This window comes from Actinopolymorpha sp. B11F2 (assembly GCF_040195635.1).
Taxonomy (GTDB): domain Bacteria; phylum Actinomycetota; class Actinomycetes; order Propionibacteriales; family Actinopolymorphaceae; genus Thermasporomyces.
Genome location: NZ_JBEFTX010000008.1, coordinates 222,881 through 243,131, shown reverse-complemented (window position 1 = coordinate 243,131; position 20,251 = coordinate 222,881). Strand labels below are relative to the sequence as shown.

Annotated in this window: 18 protein-coding genes; 12 read left to right on the top strand and 6 right to left on the bottom strand. The window is 69.3% G+C overall.

Translation table 11 applies throughout. The features are described 5' to 3' along the window. Nucleotide 1: 1 nt before the first annotated feature. The 3 genes from ABN034_RS17005 to ABN034_RS16995 form a co-directional block, all read right to left on the bottom strand. Entirely contained in the window at nt 2-808 is an 807-nt protein-coding gene (locus ABN034_RS17005) for a flotillin family protein (RefSeq protein WP_349691974.1), read from the bottom strand. Nucleotides 809-976: 168 nt separating this feature from the next. Beyond that, a complete protein-coding gene (locus ABN034_RS17000; RefSeq protein ID WP_349691973.1) occupies nt 977-1,834 on the bottom strand; it encodes an alpha/beta fold hydrolase in 858 nt (285 codons plus the stop codon). Nucleotides 1,835-1,839: 5 nt separating this feature from the next. Further along, nucleotides 1,840-2,082 (bottom strand): NfeD C-terminal domain-containing protein, encoded by a 243-nt coding sequence (locus tag ABN034_RS16995; protein ID WP_349329208.1) that lies wholly within the window; start codon nt 2,080-2,082, stop codon nt 1,840-1,842. Between ABN034_RS16995 and ABN034_RS16990 the strand changes: the two genes are divergently transcribed. Further along, nucleotides 2,081-2,542 carry a DUF1905 domain-containing protein gene (locus tag ABN034_RS16990; RefSeq protein ID WP_349691972.1) on the top strand — a complete coding sequence of 154 codons (462 nt, stop codon included), beginning with the start codon at nt 2,081-2,083 and terminating at the stop codon, nt 2,540-2,542. The two genes, ABN034_RS16995 and ABN034_RS16990, sit on opposite strands and share 2 nt — an antisense overlap. A gap of 15 nt (nt 2,543-2,557) precedes the next feature. Here ABN034_RS16990 and ABN034_RS16985 read toward each other — a convergent pair whose 3' ends face one another. Further along, on the bottom strand, nt 2,558-3,571 hold the full coding sequence (locus ABN034_RS16985) for a PHP domain-containing protein (RefSeq protein WP_349691971.1): 1,014 nt from the start codon (nt 3,569-3,571) through the stop codon (nt 2,558-2,560). A gap of 356 nt (nt 3,572-3,927) precedes the next feature. Between ABN034_RS16985 and ABN034_RS16980 the strand changes: the two genes are divergently transcribed. The 6 genes from ABN034_RS16980 (at nt 3,928) to ABN034_RS16955 (ending at nt 10,590) form a co-directional block, all read left to right on the top strand. Further along, nucleotides 3,928-5,046 carry a PucR family transcriptional regulator gene (locus ABN034_RS16980; RefSeq protein ID WP_502877593.1) on the top strand — a complete coding sequence of 373 codons (1,119 nt, stop codon included), beginning with the start codon at nt 3,928-3,930 and terminating at the stop codon, nt 5,044-5,046. A gap of 78 nt (nt 5,047-5,124) precedes the next feature. Next, nucleotides 5,125-6,333, top strand: a complete 1,209-nt coding sequence (locus ABN034_RS16975; RefSeq protein ID WP_349691970.1) for an acyltransferase domain-containing protein — start codon at nt 5,125-5,127, stop codon at nt 6,331-6,333. After that, nucleotides 6,330-7,328 carry a beta-ketoacyl-ACP synthase III gene (locus ABN034_RS16970; protein WP_349691969.1) on the top strand — a complete coding sequence of 333 codons (999 nt, stop codon included), beginning with the start codon at nt 6,330-6,332 and terminating at the stop codon, nt 7,326-7,328. Before ABN034_RS16975 ends, ABN034_RS16970 begins: the two co-directional genes overlap by 4 nt. Before the next feature lie 73 nt (nt 7,329-7,401). Beyond that, a complete protein-coding gene (locus ABN034_RS16965; protein ID WP_349329202.1) occupies nt 7,402-7,647 on the top strand; it encodes an acyl carrier protein in 246 nt (81 codons plus the stop codon). A gap of 120 nt (nt 7,648-7,767) precedes the next feature. Beyond that, a complete protein-coding gene (locus tag ABN034_RS16960) occupies nt 7,768-9,003 on the top strand; it encodes a beta-ketoacyl-[acyl-carrier-protein] synthase family protein (RefSeq protein ID WP_349691968.1) in 1,236 nt (411 codons plus the stop codon). A gap of 123 nt (nt 9,004-9,126) precedes the next feature. Further along, nucleotides 9,127-10,590, top strand: a complete 1,464-nt coding sequence (locus ABN034_RS16955) for an acyl-CoA carboxylase subunit beta (protein ID WP_502879056.1) — start codon at nt 9,127-9,129, stop codon at nt 10,588-10,590. A 15-nt stretch (nt 10,591-10,605) separates the two neighbouring features. Here ABN034_RS16955 and ABN034_RS16950 read toward each other — a convergent pair whose 3' ends face one another. After that, a complete protein-coding gene (locus ABN034_RS16950) occupies nt 10,606-11,091 on the bottom strand; it encodes an MSMEG_6728 family protein (protein ID WP_349691967.1) in 486 nt (161 codons plus the stop codon). Between the two features lie 133 nt (nt 11,092-11,224). Here ABN034_RS16950 and ABN034_RS16945 point away from each other — a divergent pair, with 133 nt between their 5' ends. The 4 genes from ABN034_RS16945 (at nt 11,225) to ABN034_RS16930 (ending at nt 16,669) form a co-directional block, all read left to right on the top strand. Continuing rightward, nucleotides 11,225-13,954: a hypothetical protein gene (locus ABN034_RS16945; protein ID WP_349691966.1), complete on the top strand. Its 2,730-nt coding sequence runs from the start codon at nt 11,225-11,227 to the stop codon at nt 13,952-13,954. A 10-nt stretch (nt 13,955-13,964) separates the two neighbouring features. Continuing rightward, on the top strand, nt 13,965-14,444 hold the full coding sequence (locus ABN034_RS16940; RefSeq protein WP_349691965.1) for a hypothetical protein: 480 nt from the start codon (nt 13,965-13,967) through the stop codon (nt 14,442-14,444). A gap of 306 nt (nt 14,445-14,750) precedes the next feature. Beyond that, the gene (locus ABN034_RS16935) at nt 14,751-15,854 is read left to right on the top strand and encodes an enolase C-terminal domain-like protein (RefSeq protein ID WP_349691964.1); all 1,104 of its coding nucleotides are present in this window, start codon (nt 14,751-14,753) and stop codon (nt 15,852-15,854) included. Nucleotides 15,855-15,901: 47 nt separating this feature from the next. Further along, complete coding sequence (locus ABN034_RS16930; RefSeq protein ID WP_349691963.1) at nt 15,902-16,669, top strand: SDR family NAD(P)-dependent oxidoreductase; 768 nt, start codon at nt 15,902-15,904, stop codon at nt 16,667-16,669. A gap of 259 nt (nt 16,670-16,928) precedes the next feature. Here the strand turns inward: ABN034_RS16930 and aceB are convergent, their stop codons facing one another. Next, nucleotides 16,929-18,527 (bottom strand): malate synthase A, encoded by a 1,599-nt coding sequence (aceB, locus tag ABN034_RS16925; protein ID WP_349329195.1) that lies wholly within the window; start codon nt 18,525-18,527, stop codon nt 16,929-16,931. A 129-nt stretch (nt 18,528-18,656) separates the two neighbouring features. Between aceB and ABN034_RS16920 the strand changes: the two genes are divergently transcribed. Then, a complete protein-coding gene (locus ABN034_RS16920; RefSeq protein WP_349691962.1) occupies nt 18,657-20,078 on the top strand; it encodes an MFS transporter in 1,422 nt (473 codons plus the stop codon). The last annotated feature ends 173 nt before the right edge of the window (nt 20,079-20,251 follow it).

Genomic DNA, 20,251 nt, shown 5'->3' with positions numbered 1-20,251 from the left:
GCTACACGACCCTCTTCGTGCTCGACCCGGTGCTCACGGGCGGCGCCCTACCGACCCGTGTCCCACACGACGACTGATGCCGGGTCCCGCGCGCACCCAGGTGCGCGATCTCAGCCGGTCTGCTCGCCGTCAGGGAGCGTGGTGACCGGCGCTGTGCCGTTGGCCTCCGCCTTCGGTGCGTTGGCTGCGCCTCGGCGATCCGCGCCTGCGCGGCCACCGCCGCGGCATGCGGCTTGCCGAGGTTGGTGATGTAGCCGGTGGAATCGTCGATCTCCTGGATCTGGAACGAGTCGACGACGAGGCCGAGCTTGCTCATCTCGTCGGCCGACGAACCGCGGATCTCCGAAGCCAGGCGCTCGCGGTTGAGGATGAGGTCCTCGACCGTGAGGTTGCCGATGATCGAACGCAGGTGCCCGGCGAACAGCTCGTGGATCTGGCTGTCCATCGTGGCCTGCTGGTCGAGAAAACGCCGGGCCGCGTTGGCGATCGAGGCGAAGTCGTCGCCGACCTTGTAGATCACCACGCCGCGCACGTGGACGGGGATCCCCTGCTTGGTGACGCAGCCGACCTGCAGCGTCGCTGACCGGGAGTCGAGGAGCAGCCGACGGGCCGTCTGGAAGCCCGGCAGCACGAGCTTGCCCTTGCCGGTGACGATCTTGAAACCGAGACTCTCAGCGGTGTCGGTGTTCTCGCCCCGGGCACCCAGCCCGGAGATGATGAGCGCTTCGTTGGGTTCGGCCACCTTCCAGACCAGGACGATGACCACCACAGCGCCGAGCGCGATGGCCACGTAGAGGTACCACGACATGAGTGACGTCAGAGCTCCTTAGCCAAGACCTACGCCTCCACATGAGGCCGGCCAAGCCTAGGACCCGGGTGCCGACTTTTCATGATCGACTGGGATTTCGCGGCGGGTGCGGCACCTTCGTGACAGGACACGTTGACAGGAACCGTCTTCAGTCGACAGTCGCGAGGCTCAGACTCGGCTGCCGGACTCCTCCGCTCGCATGAACGCCAGTGCCCGCTGGGTGATCTCCTCCGTACGCTCGAGTCCGAGCGCGTGACCGGCACCGTCGAGCTGTTGGAAATCGGCCGACGGGATCCGTCGGGCGAGCTCCTGGCCGGCCGCCACCGGGATCACCGGGTCGGCGGTGCCGTGTTGCACCAGGACCCGTGGCCGCAACCCGCCGACGCGCGACCAGCTCGAGTGCCGCACCGTTGCGAGGGACTGGTGCAGCAGGCCGCGCAGGCAGGTCGGTTCGGCAAGCATCGCCTCGACCGCCCGCCAGCATTCTCCGTCGCGCGGCGCAGTCGCTGCGAAGTCGCCCGAGATGTTCGCACACAGGAACCGCTCGACCTGGACGTCCAACGGCACCGGTCTGACGGCGCGGACCGCGAGCGCGAGCACCTCCCGGACGCCGCGTCGGGTCACCAGCGCGGGACCGCGCGGCAGGCCACCCGACGTACATCCCAGCACCAGCGAGTGGACGCGTTCGGGGAACGCGAGGGCCAGTTCCTGCGCCACCATCCCGCCCATGGATGCACCGATCACGTGCGTACGACGGAGACCGAGCGCGTCCAGCACGGCCACGGCGTCGGCGGCCATCGTCCGCGTCGACCAAGGCCGCCACGGGACACCGGACCGGCCGCAGCCGCGGTTGTCCATCGCCACCACCGTGTGGCCGGCCGCCCGCAGCGGTGCGACGACGGGAGCCCAGATCCGCGCGTTGGCGCCCAGGCCCATCAGGAGGAGGACCGCGGCCCGGGGGCGGCTGGCGGGTTCGAAGCACTCGTAGTACAGCCGGAGCCCATCACGGGCGCGAGTCCAGGCCACGAGCTTCAGCCGAGTGCGTGAGCCACGTAGACAGTGCGTGGTGCGTGGTACTCGACGACGATCACCTGGGTACCGATCTCGAACGTCTCGCCCGGGACGCTCGGGTAGGCATAGAACGCCTCCACACCCCCGCGGATCGCCACCATGACCTCGCCGACGAGGCCGGGCCCGATCGTGCCGGTGACCCTCCCCTGCTTGCCAACCATCCGCACCCCTTCTGCCGCCGAGGCTCCTATGATCCCAGCCATGGACGCGCACACCTTCCAGGCGACGCTCGACCGCTCGGAGGAGTCCGGGACAGGGACGTTCGTCAAGGTACCGCTCGATGTCAGGGCGGTGTTCGGCCGTGCGCGGCCGGCGGTCCAGGTCACCATCGGTGCGCACACCTTCCGCACGACCGTCGCCGTCTACGGCGGGGAGTACTACGTGGGGATCAACCGGGTCCACCGCGAGGCCGCGGGGGCCGAGGTCGGTGACACGGTGACGGTCACGCTGGTCTCCGACGATGAGCCGCGGGCGGTCGAGCTGCCCGATGATCTGGCCGCGGCATTGCGTTCCGGTGGCGTACTCGACCACTGGAGCCGGCTGTCCTACTCCCATCAGCGGGAGTACGTCGAGTGGATCAGCCAAGCGGCGCGCCCCGAGACCCGCGCCCGCCGGGTCACCCAGACCGTCCAACGGATCGGTGCCGGCCTCCGCCGCCGCTGAGGCCGCGGCGCCGCATCAGTCACGGCGGGTCCGGGCGAGCAGGTTGTCGGCGGACAGGGTGTTGAGCACCCGGTCGGCGGTGACACCGCACTCCTCGGCCCGTGCACATCCGTACGGCTGCCAGTCCAGCTGACCTGGTGCGTGCGCGTCGGTGTCGATGGTGAAGTCGCAGCCCTGCTCCACCGCCTGGCGCAGCAGTCGCCGCGGTGGGTCAAGGCGCTCGGGCCTGGAGTTGATCTCCACCGCGACACCGAACCGCCGGCACGCCTCGAACACGATCTCCACGTTGAACACCGACTCCGGTCGAGTTCCCCGATTGCCGGTGATCAGCCGGCCGGTGCAGTGCCCGAGGATGTCGACGGCCGGGTTGGCGATGGCGGCCACCATGCGAGGCGTCATCTCCGTCGCGGGCATCCGCAGCTTGGAGTGGACGCTCGCCACCACGATGTCGAGCTCAGCGAGGAGGTCGGGCTCCTGGTCGAGGGAGCCGTCCTCGTTGATGTCCACCTCGATGCCGGTGAGGATGCGGAACGGCGCCAGCTCGTCGTTCAACCGGCGTACGACGTCCAACTGCTGGCGAAGGCGTTCGGCGGACAGGCCGCGAGCAACAGTGAGCCGTGGCGAGTGGTCGGTGAGCGCGAGGTAGTCGTGGCCAAGGCCGCGGGCCGCCTCGGCCATCTCACGGATCGGGCTGCCACCATCGGACCATTCCGAGTGGGTGTGCAGGTCGCCCTTGAGCGCCGCACGCAGCTCGTCACCGCCGTCGACGAGAGCGTCGGTCTCGGCCTCCAGCTTCGCGAGGTAACCGGACGTCTCACCGGCGATGGCCTCCGCCACGACCTTCGCCGAGACGGGTCCGACGCCGGCGAGCTCGGTGAGCGTCCCCCTGGTGGATCTGCGGGCGATCTCCTCGGACGGCAGCTCCTCCAGGGCCCATGCCGCCTTCCGGAAGGCGCGGACGCGGTGGGTCTGCGCGCGGGAGCGTTCGAGCAGGAAGGCGATGCGCTTCAGCTGGTCAATGGGTTCCACGGTCACAGCGTCTCGCACCAGTCGATCTCACCGCTGCGGGTGGCGGCGTTCTGGACAGGAAGGTACAGATGCCGGGCAGGTCCCCGGGACCGCACCGACCCCTACGATGCACGGCAACTCCTCACGATGCACGGCGAATTTGCCGCGCATCGTGAGGAATGATCACGCATGCGTGATCATTCCCCGCAGACCCTGTGGCGATCTCGTCCCTATCGGGTGGGTCTGACGGAGAGTACGACAGAATTGCCGAATCGATCACCACGTGTGACCGTTTCCCGGCACTCGCGTGGGAGACTGCCCATGTGTCGAGTCTCAACCGTGCGGTCACCGCAACCCATCTCGAACGCGCGAGTGGCATGCTCGCCTCGGCCACCATCGAGCGGATGCGCGAACGCCTCGACTGGTTCCGCGGAATGGCGCCGCAGGACCGGTCGTGGATCGGGCTCGTCGCGCAGACCTTCTTCGCCGCCTTCGTGGCATGGTTCCGTACCCCTACCGACGGACCCGTCTTCACCGGCGACGTCCTGGGGACGGCACCGCGCGAGCTCACCCGCAAGGTGACCCTGCACCAGACGGTGGAGATGATCCGGATCGGCATCGAGGTGGTCGAGGAACGCGTCGAGGAGATCGTTCCCGCCGAGGATGTGCCGAGTGTCCGCGAGGCCGTCCTGCTCTACTCCCGGGAGATCGCCTTCGGCGCGGCCGAGGTCTACGCCCGCGCCGCAGAGATGCGCGGCGCGTGGGACGCCCGCCTCGAAGCACTCATCGTCGACAACCTGCTACGCGGCGAGGCCGACGAGGCGGTACGGTCGCGGGTCTCGGCGCTGGGCTGGTCGGACGCGACGGCGATCCTCGTGGTTGTCGGGCGCACCCCGGAAGGCGGCGCCGAGGCGGCCGTCGAGCTGATCCGGCGCGACGCCCGGCACGCCCACCTCGACGTTCTCACCGGCGTCCAACGGGATCGGCTGATCGTCATCCTCGGTGGAGTCGAGGACCCGCAGAAGGCCGCCGCCTCCGTCGCCGCCCACTTCGGGCCGGGACCCGTGGTCGCGAGTCCGGTCGTCCCCGACCTGTTGGCCGCGCCTGCGGCGGCGCGCGCCGCGATCGCGGGGTTCCGCGCCGCCCCCGCCTGGCTCGACGCCCCGCGACCGGTCGCCGCCGAGGACCTGCTTCCCGAACGCGCCCTGGCCGGTGACAGCAACGCCCGCCGGCAGCTCGTGACCGACGTCTACGCACCGCTGGACCAGGCCGGCCCGGTCCTGCTCGAGACCCTCGCGGCGTTCTTCGAAAACGGCGCGTCGGTCGAGGCCACCGCGCGGATGCTCTTCGTCCACGCCAACACGGTCCGCTACAGATTGCGCCGAATCACCGAGCTGTCCGGCTATTCGCCGTCCAATCCGCGACATGCGTACACGCTCAGGATTGCGTTGACACTGGGCCGGCTGCACCCACCGGAGGCTCCTCACACGCCGTGACTTTGTCGGGTTCCTACAGCGAACCGCCGGCAAGTTTCGTCCCGCCACGTCGCCCCTTGGCGGCATTCATTCGTCATCGTGGGAACCGTGCTCGTCATCGTCGCGCCAGGCCAGGGCGCGCAAACGCCTGGCTTCCTCACGCCGTGGCTGGAGGACCCTACCTTCGCCGAACGGCTGCGTTGGCTGTCCGCCGTCTGCGACGTCGACCTCGTGCACTACGGCACCAAGGCCGACGTGGACACGATCCGCGACACGGCGATCGCACAGCCGCTCCTCGTGGGCGCGGGCCTGGTCGCCGCTCTCGCTCTGTTCCCACATCCCGCGGACGCGTTCCGCGTGATCGACCTCGCCGCCGGGCACAGCGTCGGCGAGGTCACCGCCGCCGCTGGCGTGGGCGTCATCAGTGCCGAACAGGCGATGGTGTTCGTCCGCGAGCGCGGCAAGGCGATGGCCGCCGCCGCCGCGAAGGCACCGACCGGCATGATGGCGGTGCTGGGTGGGGATTCTGAGGAAGTGCTCGCCGCCATCGCCGAACACCACCTCGTCGCCGCCAACAACAACGGTCCCGGCCAGGTGGTCGCCGCAGGCACCCTGGAGGACCTCGAGAACTTCTCCAAGAAGGCGCCCGCGCGGACCCGCCTCGTCCCGCTGCAGGTCGCCGGCGCGTTCCACACCGAGTACGTCGCCCACGCGGTCGACCTGCTCGGCGGCTATGCCAAGGCGATCAGTACGCATGACCCGCGGACCCGCCTGCTGTCCAACCGCGACGGGCACATCGTCCACGACGGCCGTGAGGTCCTGGACCGGATCGTGACCCAGGTGAGTTCACCGGTGCGTTGGGACCTCTGCATGCAGACCATGCAGGATCTCGGGGTCACCGGGATGCTGGAGATGCCGCCGGCAGGCACACTTACCGGCATCGCACGGCGAGCACTGAAGGGCATCGAGACGTTCGCCCTCAAGACTCCCGACCAGCTTGACGACGCGCGTGCGTTCGTCGAGAAACACGGCGAAGGTGGACCGCTGGAGGGCAATCCCACCTGGCGGCTCCTCGTTGCGCCGATGAAGGGCGTGTTCAGCCTCGCACCTGATCTCGCTCTCGATCAGCCGGCGGGCGCCTCCCTGACGCCCGGAGCGGTCGTCGGCAGTGTCAAAAGCCTGCGTGACGACCTACCGGTCGCCGCCCCACATGGCGGCATCGTGGTCGAGTGGCTGGTCGAGGACGGCGATCCCGTCTCGCCCGGCCAACCGATCGTCCGACTCCACCCGGCGGTGAGTGCCACGTGACGAGTGCGATCCGGTCCGCGGCTGGCGCGTCGCATGCGCGCATCCTGGGCGTCGGTGGCTATCGACCGTCCCGGATCGTGTCGAACGCCGAGATCTGTGAACGGATCGACTCGTCCGACGAGTGGATCCGTACCCGGTCCGGCATCGTGAGCCGCCGGTGGGCCACGCCTGAGGAGACGGTCGCCTCGATGTCCGTCGCCGCGGGCGGCAAGGCTCTCGCCGACGCGGGCGTGCAGGCCGATCAGGTCGACTGCGTACTCGTCTCCACGGTCTCGCACCTGTCCCAGACGCCGGCCATCTCCACCACGATCGCCGCCGAGCTCGGCACCGGCGGCGTCGCGGCGTTCGACATCTCAGCCGCATGCGCCGGCTTCTGCTACGGCATCGAGCTGGCCCAGTCGATGGTGCGTACCGGCTCGGCGACCTACGTGCTCGTGATCGGTGTCGAGCGGCTGTCCGACCTCACCGATCTCACCGACCGGTCGACCGCGTTCCTGTTCGGCGACGGCGCGGGGGCGGCGCTCGTGGGACCGTCGGAGCAACCGGGCATCGGGCCGGTCGTCTGGGGCTCTGACGGCCACCAGGCCGATGTCATCCGCCAGCAGGAGAACTGGGACGACGCCCTGGCCTCTGGTGAGTTCCCGCACCTGATGATGCAGGGCAACCAGGTGTTCCGGTGGGCGTCGTACGCCATGGCCAAGGTCGCACAGCAGGCGCTCGACGCAGCGGGCGTGAGCCCGGCCGAGCTCGACGCCTTCATCCCGCACCAGGCCAACATGCGCATCACCGACGCCATGGCCAAGGCACTGAAGCTGCCCGACCATGTCGTCATCGCCCGCGACATCGCCGAACAGGGCAACACCTCGGCGGCGTCCATCCCGCTGGCCATGGAGCGCATGCTCGCGGCCGGTGAGGTGAAAAGCGGTGACACCGCACTGATCATCGGTTTCGGGGCCGGCCTGGTCTATGCAGCTCAGGTCATCCGTATTCCATAACACCGCCAGCCGACCTCGCCCTCGATCCCCGGGCGCGGCATCACACTCGAAACAGAAGAAGGAGCATCAACGTATGGCCACCACCGAGGAGATTCGCGTAGGGCTCGCGGAGATCGTCAACGAGGTCGCGGGAATCCCGGCCGAGGACATCCAGCTCGACAAGTCGTTCACCGACGACCTCGACGTCGACTCGCTGTCGATGGTCGAAGTGGTCGTCGCGGCCGAGGAGAAGTTCAGCGTCAAGATCCCCGACGACGAGGTGAAGAACCTCAAGACCGTCGGCGACGCTGTCGCGTTCATCGAGCAGTCACAGGGCTGACGACGGCGCGGCCGGGCGGGTGGGCGATGACCCGGAACATCCCACCCGCCGGCCGCGTCCGCACCACGCGATGGGAAAAGCACAGATGTTTCTGCAGTACGAAGAAATGGGGAGATCCCGATGAGCACCAAGGTTGTCATCACAGGACTAGGTGCCACGACCCCGCTCGGCGGCGATGTCGCCTCGACCTGGGAGGGCCTGCTGGCAGGGCGTTCCAGGGCGAGAACCCTCACCGACGAGCGTTTCGCCGACCTGCCCGCCCGAGTCGCCGCTCCCGCCGCGGTGGACCCCACCGAGGTCATCCCGCGGGTGGAGGCGCGCAAGCTCGACAGGTACGAACAGTTCGCGCTCGTCGCCTCTCGTGAGGCGTGGAAGGACGCGGGACTGGACGGTGCCGACGTTCCGGGTGAGCGCATCGCGGTCTCGGTCGCGTCGGGCATCGGCGGTCTCATCAGCATGCTCGACATCTACGACGTCCTGCAGGCCAAGGGCCCCCGGCACGTGTCGCCATACACGATCCCGATGATCATGCCGAACGGTGGCGCAGCCTGGGTGGGCCTCGACATCGGCGCTCGCGCGGCGGTCCAGACGCCGGTCGCGGCCTGTGCTTCGGGCAACGAGGCGATCCGGCACGGGCTCGAGATCATCCGTTCGGGCAAGGCCGACGTCGCGATGGTGGGGGGCGCCGAGGCGGCCATCCACCGGCTGCCGGTGGCGGCGTTCGGCGCAATGATGGCGCTCTCCCGCCGCAATGACGAGCCGGAGCGGGCGTCCCGGCCGTTCGACAAGGCCCGTGACGGCTTCGTCCTCGGTGAGGGCGGCGCCGCCATGGTGCTCGAGTCCGAAGAGCACGCCCGGCGGCGCGGAGCACGCATCTATGGCGAGGTCGCCGGAGCGGGCGCGTCGGCGGACAGTCACCACATCGTGCAGCCGGACCCCGCGGGTAAGGGCAACGCCGCAGCTATGCGCGAGGCCCTCACCGACGCGGGAATCGCGCCGGAGGAGCTCAGCCACATCAACGCCCACGCGACGTCGACACCAGCTGGCGACATCGCCGAGGCTGTGGGCATCCGATCGGTACTGGGCAAGTTCGCTGAGCGGGTGATCGTCACAGCCCCCAAGGGGTCGCTCGGCCACCTGCTGGGGGCCGCCGGTGTCGCCGAGTCGATCGCGACCGTCCTAGCCCTCCACCACCGCGTCGTCCCGCCGACGGCCAACCTCGACGACCTCGACGACGAGGTGGCGCTGGACGTCGCGACGGAACCGCGCAAGCTGCCGGACGGCCCGCTCACCGCGATCAACAACTCGTTCGGGTTCGGTGGTCACAACCTCGTCATCGCGTTCCGTACGCCCTGAAGGACTCGGGTCGACGCCAGTGTGTGTCGCTGACCGGCGCTGGGTGGGACAGTGGTCGGAGCGCGACAGCGCGGGTCGACCACCCGGCGAAACGTTCGACCTAGCGACCGGAGTGAAAGGAACGTGACCGTCACCGAGAACCAGGCCGGCACCGCGGCCGATCCCGCGGCGGGCGGCTCCGCCGCCAAGCCGGCCAGACCGCCACGCGAGCAGGACCCGCGCTACCCGCGCAACCGGCTCGCCGCCCTGCTCGACCCGGAGAGCATCGAGTTCCTCACACCCGAGGACGCCAGCGGCATGCTCGCGGTCACCGGCCGGGTGAACGGTCGACCAGTCGTGGCCTTCTGCTCTGACCCCACCATCCAGGGCGGGGCGATGGGCCACGAAGGGTGCGAGGTCGTGGTCACCGCCTATGATCGCGCCCTCGCCGACGGCGTACCCGTCATCGGTCTGTGGCACAACGGCGGTGCGCGGCTCGCCGAGGGAGTGCTGTCGCTGCACGCGGTCGGCCGCATCTTCCACGCGATGACCCGCGCGTCCGGCAAGATCCCCCAGATCTCGGTGGTGCTGGGGCCGGCGGCTGGTGGGGCCGCGTACGGTCCGGCACTCACGGACGTGGTCATCCTCGGTCCGGAGGGCCGCATCTTCGTCACCGGCCCCGACGTCGTGCGTTCGGTCACAGGTGAGGACGTCGACATGTTGCGGCTCGGCGGTCCGGAGCCGCACGGTCGCCGCTCCGGCGTCGTCCACATCGTCACCGAGACCGAACAGGCAGCGCTCGAGGAGGGACGCCGGCTGGCCGATCTCTTCGGCACGCAGGGCGAGGTCGACATCTCGGCGGTGGACGACACCGACCTGTCCGACCTGCTACCGGAGTCCGCCCGCCGCGCGTACGACGTCCACCCGCTGCTCGACGCCGTACTCGACGAGGGCACTGGCGTCGAACTCCATCCCCGCTGGGCGCCCAACATCGTGACGACCCTGGGCCGCTTCGGTGGGCGTACCGTCGGGGTGATCGCCAACAACCCGCTGCGGCTGGGCGGCTGCCTCGACTCCACCTCGGCGGAGAAGGCTGCGAGGTTCGTCCGGATGTGTGACGCGTTCGGCGTTCCCCTGATCGTCGTCGTCGACGTGCCCGGCTACCTCCCTGGCGTCGGGCAGGAGTGGGACGGTGTCGTGCGGCGCGGGGCGAAGCTGCTGCACGCGTTCGCCGAGACGGTGGTGCCACGGGTGACGCTCGTGACGCGCAAGGCCTACGGCGGTGCGTACATCGCGATGAACTCCCGGGCGCTCGGCGCGACCAGGACATTCGCCTGGCCGACCGCGGAGATCGCGGTGATGGGCTCGATCGCGGCGATCCGCATCCTGCACAGGCGCAAGCTGGCCGAGGTCGAACCGGAGATCCGGCCGCAGGTCGAGGCCGAGCTGGCGGTCGAGCACGAGAAGCTCGTCGGCGGGCTCGACAAGGCCGTCTCGCTCGGTGTCATCGACGAGGTGGTCTCCCCGAAACAGACCCGGACCCGGCTGGCGTCAGCGCTGGCCGAGGCGGAGGCGACCAGGGGCCGGCACGGCAACATCCCGCTGTGAGGACTGACCCCCGCGTCACGCACCGCGTCGTTGCGCTGTCTCGCGGTCTGACGCCGGCCACACGTAGGGCAGGTCGTCGGGAACGTCGGGGAACTGTGCGCCGTAGTAGGCGGGGTCCTTGCGAACCAGCGCCGACTGGTGACTGTGGTGGAACGCCTGGTCGCCGAGCCAGGGCGGCAGATCGTTCGCCCGCTCCAACTCCTCCTGGACACGTACGACGTCGCGGCCGGTGCGGCTGAGGTACTCGGTCCGTAGGCTGGCGGCGCAGGTGTCGCCTCGGCCAGCTTCCGCCCACACCCGGCAGACCTCCAGGCCGTACCGCACCAGCGCTTCCTCGTAGCCGGCCCACATGCGTACGACCGGGTGGTGGCGCCATCCGTAGCCGGCTCTCGTCAGTCCGCGGAGCACCTGCAGGGCCTCGACCCGCTGCTTGCCCAGCCGGCGCCGGTCGAGGACCCGGGCGCTGGCCGCGAAGTCGTCGTACGGCAGGAACGTCTGCATCCCTTCAGCGTAGGTCGGGTCGTGACCGGTGGCGGTCGGCAGGCGTCCGGACAGCGCCATGCGCGTTGACCGGGCCTTGCCAGGCGTCGACTATTCCGGCACCGCGTCCTTCGTGCCATGGAGGTATGCAAGCATGCCAACCCGCGCCCTGTGTGCTCGCCGGCTGCTCGGCCCGGCCCTCGCTCTCGGTCTCTGTTGCGCAGCCATCGCCACCGGTGGGACGCCGGCAGCAGTCGCCGCCGACCCTGCAGTGAGCGCCGCGAGCACTGCGGGCTCGGCGGCCGTGGGCGTCACCGACATGGTTCGGCTCGGCGACGCCGGCAGCGAGAGGGCGCATCGCCTCTCCACGAGCGGCCCTGCCACGTCCGCACGCGGCGAGGTCGAGGCCGGCCAGCTCACCGAGGCGTACACCGCCCGGGCGGTCCGCACCGGTGGCCGGTTCAGCGTGCGACTCGACGTGGACCGCACACAACCGCTGACCCTGCAGTTCAGGGAGATCCGGCCGAACGACGCGTGGGGTGAGGCGTTCGGCTTCCGGGTGCTCCTCGACGGAACCCTCTTCTACGTCAGGGATCCCGCGACCAGTGATCCCGGAGGCGGTCCGTACTCCTCGTTCTTCCTCGACTCCGCCGACCCGGCCGTCATCGGCGACGGTGAGGTCGTCGTCACGGTCGAGGGCAGCACCGCCGAGCCGGCGTACGTCGGGGAGATCTGGGCGTACGCCGACCTGCCGGGCATGGTCAACGCCCAGGACATGCGGGTGCCCGACCGGATGGTGTTCGTGCTGGGCCAGGACCACCGCGGCGAGGCGTACTTCCGCAGCCGGCTCGACTACGTGAAGTCCGCCATCCACGAGAGTCCCGAGGTGGCCCGCGGCATGGCGGTCCTCGACTACTTCCCGGTACGCAGCGCCGCGCAGATGAGCGCCAACTACCAGCTGTGGCTGCGGCTCTCCCGCGAGTACGGCCTGCCGTTCGGCATCGAGTCCACGAGCGACTGGGAGGGCACACCCGATGGAGTGCCCGACGGCAAGGGCGGGACGTTCGGCGACCTCGAGTACCACCAGGTGTTGTGGAGCCCGCAGGACCAGACCGGGCCCGACAAGGACGTGTTCCGCGACCAGCGCCTCGACGACCTCCTCGGCGACGCCTACGAACCACGCTACGGGCTCTCGGTACCCAACATCTGGGGCAGCACGCCGTGGCTCACGTGGCGGAACCCCGACCTGAACGCCTATCTGGAGAAGAAGGCGGACGAGTCACTCGGCGTCGTCCGGCCACTCGTCTGGGACCTGCAGCGCAGCGGTGAAGCGGACCGGGTGCTGGACTTCTCGACGACGATGGAGAGCACGTACTGGTCGAAGCGGGGCGGCAAGGGTGTGGCCGACCAGGCGTACACGGACTACAACGGGGGCGTCGAACGGCGTGACCTGTATGCCGACTACAACCCCAGCACGGTCGCGGCGGCCAAGGCGGAAGGGGTCGTGCTGGATCCGGCCGACGGGCTGTCGGAGGCGGAGAAGCGTTGGCTCTTCAGGAACCAGTCCTACCCACAGCAGCTGTTCGCCGACGTCTTCTACGCGGGCCTTCCGCGGCAACGGATCGAGGCCGGCGCCGACGGCGCTGTCTTCCCGACCGACGGGCTCCGGCACAACGTGCACGCCGAGGTGTACTCCCGCATGCAGGAGCCGTACTGGGACGACGTGCACCCCAGCATCGCGCAGGGCATCGTCCACCGGGCACGGCCAGGCTCGGAGTACATCGAGCTCGACGACTACACCAAGGGCGGCTTCTGGCACCTGCAGAAGAGCCGGGAGTTCGGCCGGATCGCCAACCCGAACCTCGAGAACTCCGTCTCCGGCTACGCACCCGACAAGACGATGCTGCTGCGGCAGACCTACGTCAACGGATCGCGCTACACGTCCATCTACAACTGGCAGGGAGCCGACTCGCCGGACGCGGGCGCGACCTGGGTGAACCCGTTCGTCGACGACCTGCATCCGTGGGACGTCGTCCGCGATGCCCCACCCGACGGTGAGGTGGCCGGTGAGCGGTCGGTGTCGACGACGTTCACCGCGGGCGACCTGCGACTGATGAGCAAGGTCGACGTCCGGACCGAACGCACCGGATCCCCTGCCCCGCTACGGCTCACGGTCACCGACGACACCGGACGGGTGGTGACGATGCGGCACCTGTCGGGCGCGGAGATCCCGGCGAGTGGCTGGACCTCCTTCGACGTCCCCGTGGTGCCGCTGGACAAGGGACGGACGTACGACGTGACGGTCGAGCAGGTCGGTGGCGGATCGGCTCCGGCGTACACGTTCGGGACGACGGGCGGGGAGCTCGCGCTTCGTGTCGGACTCGACATGCCGGCCGAACGCGACCGCAGCCTGGTGATCCAGTGGCGTCGCGACGCCGCCGACGCCATCGACAATGTAGGGGACGACCTCGGCCCAGGCGACACACAGGCGAAGGTGCTGCTCGCCGCCGCCAGGGTGGCGCTGGCGAAGAACCGGTACGTCGAGGCCTACCGGCTCGCGATCAAGGCCGACTCGCTCCGCTTCCCCGTGCTCTACCAGGTGAGGGGCGGTGGCAAGGGAGAGCTGACACCGTTCCCCGTGGCGGTCGCGCCGCACAGTGACGTGGACATCGACGTGACGGCGTACTCCCCCGGCCGCACGCTGGACCTGTCGGTCCGGGGCTATGCGGCAGGTTCGGCCACGTTCACGGTGTCGGGCTTCGGTGAGGACCCGCGAGTGACCGTGGACGGTGAGCCGGTGCCGGTCGACCTGGCCGCTGGCAGTGCCAATGTCACGATCGACCTGCCCGACACCGCCGCCCACGAGGTGCGCGTGACGAGGTAGACCTGGACGCATGCGCACGCGGGTCCAGGTGTATGTGGAGAACGATGTCGCCATGGCGTTCGACCACGGGTCGGCCGCCTGGAGCTTCGAGGTCGACGTGTGGGGCCGGTGTGGCCAGGGTCCGGACGAGGCGAAGGCGCTCGGCGACCTGAACTCTCAGCTCGGCAAGGACGCCGACCTGGTGGTCTCCGAACGCGTCCGTGGTGACGAACGGGCGTTCCATCGGGACCATCGGCCGGCGACGGACGCGGAACGGCGCGCCACCCTGGCGGTCCTCGCCGACAGTCGCCGGGACGTGATGGCGCTCGTGCGTGCGTGCCCGGACGCGGTGCTCGACTGGGACGACCCGCACCGGGTACTTCCCTCGTACGCCTCCTGGCGGACGGTCCGGCAGGTCGCCTGGCACATCGTCGACACCGAGAGTCGCTACGCCCTCGACGTCCCTACGCCGCCGCTAGCGGACTGGTTGCGGCCGGCAGCGGCCACTTGAGCCCGGGTGAACCGGGACTTTCTGGACACTTCAGGCCTAGTGCGCTATTAACATTCCGGCCGACACGGGTGTCATTCCCGGTCGACGGCATCCGGTGAACTCTCGGCAGAGAATCGGCAGATGAGAGGTGTGCGCGGTGACGGCGAGACATTGGCCCCGGCAGGGAACCAGTCACCGTAGAACCATCCTGCGCGGAGACCGTCATCGCGGGCGAAGTCCCCAACTGCACTGGCGTAGCGATGTCGCGGTTGGCGGCGCGCGCCGGAGCCTCCCGACCGTGATGCCGTACGTCTGCATCCGGCACTGATGTCCGCGCTCGCGGGTCACCGCATTGCTCGGGTCATCACCGGAAACCTCCGTGACCGCTATCCGAGGACCATCGGACGCAACGCCCGACTCGGATCCCACGGTGCCGGCGGAACCTTCCAGGTCGCCGTCGTCAAGACGAACGCCGGAGCAATCGGTTGGGGCATCGCCGCCGGCGAGGTCGGGCCCGCCGACTACCTGGTCGGGCGCAGGGTGGCCGACCTGTTCGACCCGGACGTCGGCGTGACCGATCCCCGTGCCCTCCCGTTGGACTTCGCGCTCCACGACCTGGCCGGCCAGATTCTCGGCAAGCCGGTGTTTCGTCTCCTCGGAGATGCGGGACAGACGGCCGTTCCGTGCTACGACGGGGCGATCTACCTCGACGACCTCACCGTCAAGAACCCGGCCCGCGGTATCGACAAGGTCCTCGCCAACTGCGCGTCCGACCGGCGACTCGGCTATCGGGCGTTCAAGCTCAAGATCGGACGCGGCCACCGCTGGATGCCGGCCAGTGAAGGGATCCGCCGCGACATCGAGGTGACCCGCGCGGTCCGGGCGGCCCACCCCGACGCGCGGATCCTCGTCGACGCCAACGACGGCTACACGACCGGCGAGTTCCTCGCCTACCTCGATGCGGTCGCCGACTGCGGGCTGTTCTGGGTGGAGGAGCCGTTCCGGGAGACCCGCGCCTATCTGCGCCGGCTGCGCCGCTATCTCGACCAACTCGAGTCACGCCCGCTCGTCGCCGACGGGGAACGCGATCCTGACGTCCCCTTCCTTCTCCAGTTAGCGGCCGACGGACTGCTCGACGTTCTGCTCATGGACGTCGTGACGTTCGGGTTCACCGCCTGGCGCCAGGTGATGCCTCGCCTGCGGGCGGCCGGCGCGCAGGCATCACCGCACGCATGGGGCCGACCGCTGAAGACGTTGTACGCCGCGCATCTCGCCGCCGGGCTCGGCAACGTCGTCGCGGTCGAGGGCGTACCAGGGCGGACGAAAGGAGTCCGCGCCGACAGCTACCGGTTGGTCGACGGGATGCTCCACCTGTCCGAAGCTCCCGGTTTCGGCCTACCCGTGCCACCGGTGTCCGGCAGCCTGCCGTGACTGGACGGCCGTGACAGAACTCTCATGACAGTGCTGAACTGTCTGCCATGACAGTGCTGGAGAAGTTCTCGCTCGCGGGAAAGGTCGCCCTCGTCACCGGCGGCAGCCGCGGGCTCGGTCGGGCGATGGCGCAGGCGTTGGGCGAGGCCGGTGCCGCCGTCGCGCTCGCGGCCCGCGGCATCGACGCCGCACGCCAGGCGGCCGATGACCTGGCTCGGCAGGGGATCCGCGCGATCGCCGTCCAGGCCGACATCACCGACACCGCCCACGTCGAGCAGATGGTAGCGACCGTCACGAACGACCTGGGACCGGTCGACATCCTCGTCAACAACGCCGGGATCAGCGCGCCCGGCCGCGCACTGGAGACACCTGATGCCGCGTGGCACGAGGTTTTCGCGACCAACGTCGACGGACTCTGGTACTGCTCTCGCGCCGTCGCCCGGCACATGGTCGAGCGGGGCGCCGGTACGATCGTCAACGTCGGCTCGATGTCGGCGATGATCGTCAACCAGCCGCGGTGGCAGCCGTCGTACCTCGCGTCGAAGGCTGCGGTCCACCAGCTCACCAAGGCGCTCGCCGCCGAGTGGGCACCACACGGCATCCGGGTCAACGCCCTCGCGCCCGGCTACTTCCTCACCGAGATGTCACCGGTGGACCAGCCGGAGTACCACGAGTGGTGCGTCGAACCCGCCGCGATGAAACGCTACGGCCTGCCTGACGAGCTCGGACCTGCCGTCGTCTTCCTCGCAAGCGACGCGTCGAGCTTCATGACCGGGTCCGTCATCGTGATCGACGGCGGCTTCACGCTCTTCTGACCGCGATCCGCCCAACTGTCCCCCGGCGGCAATGACCACGCTGAGCAGGCAAATGGGACCTCAGCAAGGCGTCGACACCCGTCGAGATTCCACTGGCCTCGCTGGCATGGCTACTTACCCACCGGGCGAGGCGAGTCGCCACCAGGCAAGGCGGGTCGCCACCAGGCAAGGCGAGTCGCCACCGGGCGGGCGAGGTATCCAGCCACCTGGCGAGGCGACTCACCCGCTCAGCGTGGTCATTCCCCCGCCAGCCGCCACGTCAGTCGATCAGGTCGTACGCCGGAATCGTGAGGAAGTCCACATAGTCCGAGGACAGGGCCACGCGCTCGAACAGGTCCCGCGCCTCGTCGTACTGGCCGTACTCGTACGCCTCGTCGCCCACGGTGGAACGGATGTGCGCCAGCTCCTCGTCCTCGATCCGGTGCACCAACTCGGCCGTGACGACCTCGCCGCTGTCGAGCGTCACCGCGTTGTTGATCCACTGCCAGATCTGCGAACGCGAGATCTCGGCCGTCGCGGCGTCCTCCATCAGGTTGAAGATGGCGACCGCCCCGTTGCCGCCGAGCCAGGCCGCCAGGTAGTGCAACGCCACCGCGATGTTGTTGCGCAGGCCGGCCTCGGTGACCGACCCGGGGGTCGACTTCACATCCAGCACGTCCTCGGCGATCACGTGCACGTCGTCGCGCTGCCGGTCGAGCTGGTTGGGCCGGTCGCCGAGCTTGGCGTCGAAGACCTCCTTGCAGATGGGTACGAGGTCGGGGTGGGCGACCCAGGAACCGTCGAAGCCGTCGTTCGCCTCGCGTTCCTTGTCGGCGCGGACCTTCGTGAGGGCCTGCTCGTTGACCTCGGGATCGCGCCGGCTCGGGATGAACGCCGCCATGCCGCCCATCGCGAACGCCCCCCGCCGGTGGCAGGTCGCCACCAGGAGCTCGGTGTAGGCGCGCATGCACGGTGCCGTCATCGTGACGGCGTTGCGGTCTGGCAGGACGAACGACGGGCCCACGTCACGGAAGGTCTTGATGATGCTGAAGAGGTAGTCCCAGCGGCCGGCGTTCAGTCCCGAGGCGTGCTCGCGCAGCTCGTAGAGGATCTCCTCCATCTCGAACGCCGCAGGAATCGTCTCGATGAGCACCGTCGCCCGGACCGTGCCGGCCGGGATGCCGAGCCGCTCCTCGGCATAGGTGAAGACGTCGTTCCAGAGTCTGGCCTCGAGGTGGCTCTCCATCTTCGGCAGGTAGAAGTACGGTCCGCTGCCACGGTCGAGCAGCTCCCGGGCGTTGTGGAGGAAGTGCAGCCCGAAGTCGACGAGCGCACCCACGAGCGGTGTGCCGTTGACGTGCAGGTGCCGCTCGTCGAGATGCCACCCGCGGGGGCGTACGACGATCGTCGCGAGCGGCGCGTCGTCGCGCAGCGTGCGGGTCGTGCCGTCCGGCGAGCTGAAGGTGATCTGCCGCCGGATCGCGTCGTGGAGGTTGACCTGACCGCCGACGACGTTGGCCCAGTGCGGTGTGTTGGCGTCCTCGAGGTCGGCGAGCCACACGTTGGCGCCGGAGTTGAGGGCGTTGATCGTCATCTTGCGTTCGGTCGGTCCGGTGATCTCCACGCGGCGATCCTGGAGGTCAGCGGGTGCCGGTGCGACGCGCCACGACGGATCGTCTCTCACCTCACGGGTCTCCGGTAGGAAGTCCAGCCGGCCGGTCCGGGCCGCCTCCGCACGCCGCTCCCGTCGCCTGGCCAGCAGTTCGTCGCGCCGCGCGCCGAACCGCTCCTGCAGGTCGCGTAGGAATGCGAGCGCCTCGCTGGTGAGGATCTCCTCGCCTCGTTCGACACGGGGGCCTGCCACCGTGATGTCGGCCACGATCTGCACCTTTCTTTCCGGACTACTCTCCCGGCTATTGGCAACGTCTAGCACATCGGCCACAAACGCGGCAGCTCCGGTCGACAGTCCGCCGACCGTTCGCTGCGACCCTCTAGGAGGATGGAGGGCGTGTCAGAGGACCGATGGGGAGTGCCGACCCGGCTGCTCGCCACCGTCGTCCTCGGAACGCTGCTCAATCCCCTCAACTCCTCCATGATCGCGGTCGCGCTCGTACCACTGCAGCACGAGTTCGACGTCGGCGTGGCGACCGCCACCTGGTTGGTGAGCGGGTTCTACCTCGCCGCCGCGGTGGGCCAACCGCTGATGGGACGGTTCGTCGACCTCTTCGGGGCGCGTCGGCTGTTCGTCGGTGGGCTGACGCTCGTGTGCGTCTCCTGCGTACTCGCTCCCTTCGCTCCCGGCTTCTGGTGGCTGGTCGGAGTCCGCGTCCTCCTCGCGGCCGGTACGTCCACCGCCTTCCCCGCGGCGCTCGTTCTCATCCGCGCCGCGGCGATGGGAAACCCTGACTCGACGACCGCGGGCCCTCGGCCGCCGGCCGCCGCCCTCGCTTTCCTCAGCATCGCCGCGTCCACCAGCGCCGCCCTCGGTCCCGTCCTCGGCGGCTTCCTGGTGGCGTTCGCCGGGTGGGAGGCGGTGTTCCTCGTCAACGTGCCCCTCACGCTGGTCGGCATCGTCCTCGCCCTCCGGGTCCTCCCTCAGGTCCCCACCAGGCCTTCGGGCGACACATCCCTCCTCGCCACGGTCGATCTGCCGGGCATCCTCCTGTTCAGTGGCACACTCACGGGGCTGCTCGTCTTCGTCCTCTCGATCGAGGGCGGGGCACTGTGGTGGCTCGCGGTGGTCGTCGCCGGGTTGGCGGTCCTGTTGGTGCTCCGGGAGCGCTCGACGGTGACGCCGTTCCTCGACATCCGCGGCCTGGTGGCCAACCGCGGACTCTCGGCCGTACTCGGCCAGCAGGGCGGGTTCAACCTGGTGTTCTACTGCGTCTTCTTCGGGCTGCCGCTGTGGCTGGGGTCCGTCCGGGGCTTCGGGGCGGACACGGTGGGCCTGCTGGTGCTGCCGATCGCGGCGATGGGTGTTCTCATGACGCCGGTCGCGGCCCGGCTCGTCCGCCAGCGGGGATCCAGGGCGACGCTGGTCTTCGGGTCGCTGGTCCTCCTGCTCGCGACGGTCCTCGTCCAGGTCCTGTCGGACGCGACACCCATCGTGGTCCTCGTCGCCGTCGCCCTGCTCTTCGGTATCCCGGGCGGATTCAACAACCTCGGCCTGCAGAGTGCGTTGTACGAAGCGAGTCCCGGTGACCGGATGGGCTCTTCCGGCGGCTTGTTCCAGACGTTCCGCTACCTCGGAGCGATCTCGGCGACCAGCGTGCTCGGCGTGGTCTTCGAGCACGATCTGAGCAGCGCGGGCCTGCACCGGATCGGTTGGATCATGACCGGTGTCGCCGTGGCGCTCGTGCTCCTGGCCCTCCTCCTGCGCCCACGCCCCACCAGTACCCCAGCCCCTCCCCCGACTGCCCCTGTTCCATGATCATGAAAGTTTCTCGGCGTATGGACCCAGGTTTCTTTCATGATCACCATCATGATCACGGGATGAGCGGCGGAATGTGTGCCAGGCGCGCGGGAGTACGCGGAGGCGCACAGCGGTGGCCAAGAGCGTCACCAGGCATCGAGCCTGCCGCCCGCGGGCATCGGCACACGTTA

What these genes read in the sequence shown, in the direction of transcription:
- ABN034_RS16930 (WP_349691963.1), top strand. Translation starts at nt 15,902, where the DNA reads ATGACAGTGCTGGAGAAGTTCTCGCTCGCGGGAAAGGTCGCCCTCGTC.
- ABN034_RS16940 (WP_349691965.1), top strand. Translation starts at nt 13,965, where the DNA reads ATGCGCACGCGGGTCCAGGTGTATGTGGAGAACGATGTCGCCATGGCG.
- ABN034_RS16950 (WP_349691967.1), bottom strand. Translation starts at nt 11,091, where the DNA reads ATGCAGACGTTCCTGCCGTACGACGACTTCGCGGCCAGCGCCCGGGTC.
- ABN034_RS16960 (WP_349691968.1), top strand. Translation starts at nt 7,768, where the DNA reads ATGAGCACCAAGGTTGTCATCACAGGACTAGGTGCCACGACCCCGCTC.
- ABN034_RS16945 (WP_349691966.1), top strand. Translation starts at nt 11,225, where the DNA reads ATGCCAACCCGCGCCCTGTGTGCTCGCCGGCTGCTCGGCCCGGCCCTC.
- ABN034_RS16995 (WP_349329208.1), bottom strand. Translation starts at nt 2,082, where the DNA reads ATGGCTGGGATCATAGGAGCCTCGGCGGCAGAAGGGGTGCGGATGGTT.
- ABN034_RS16980 (WP_502877593.1), top strand. Translation starts at nt 3,928, where the DNA reads ATGCTCGCCTCGGCCACCATCGAGCGGATGCGCGAACGCCTCGACTGG.
- ABN034_RS16990 (WP_349691972.1), top strand. Translation starts at nt 2,081, where the DNA reads ATGGACGCGCACACCTTCCAGGCGACGCTCGACCGCTCGGAGGAGTCC.
- ABN034_RS17005 (WP_349691974.1), bottom strand. Translation starts at nt 808, where the DNA reads ATGTCGTGGTACCTCTACGTGGCCATCGCGCTCGGCGCTGTGGTGGTC.
- ABN034_RS16965 (WP_349329202.1), top strand. Translation starts at nt 7,402, where the DNA reads ATGGCCACCACCGAGGAGATTCGCGTAGGGCTCGCGGAGATCGTCAAC.
- ABN034_RS16935 (WP_349691964.1), top strand. Translation starts at nt 14,751, where the DNA reads ATGTCCGCGCTCGCGGGTCACCGCATTGCTCGGGTCATCACCGGAAAC.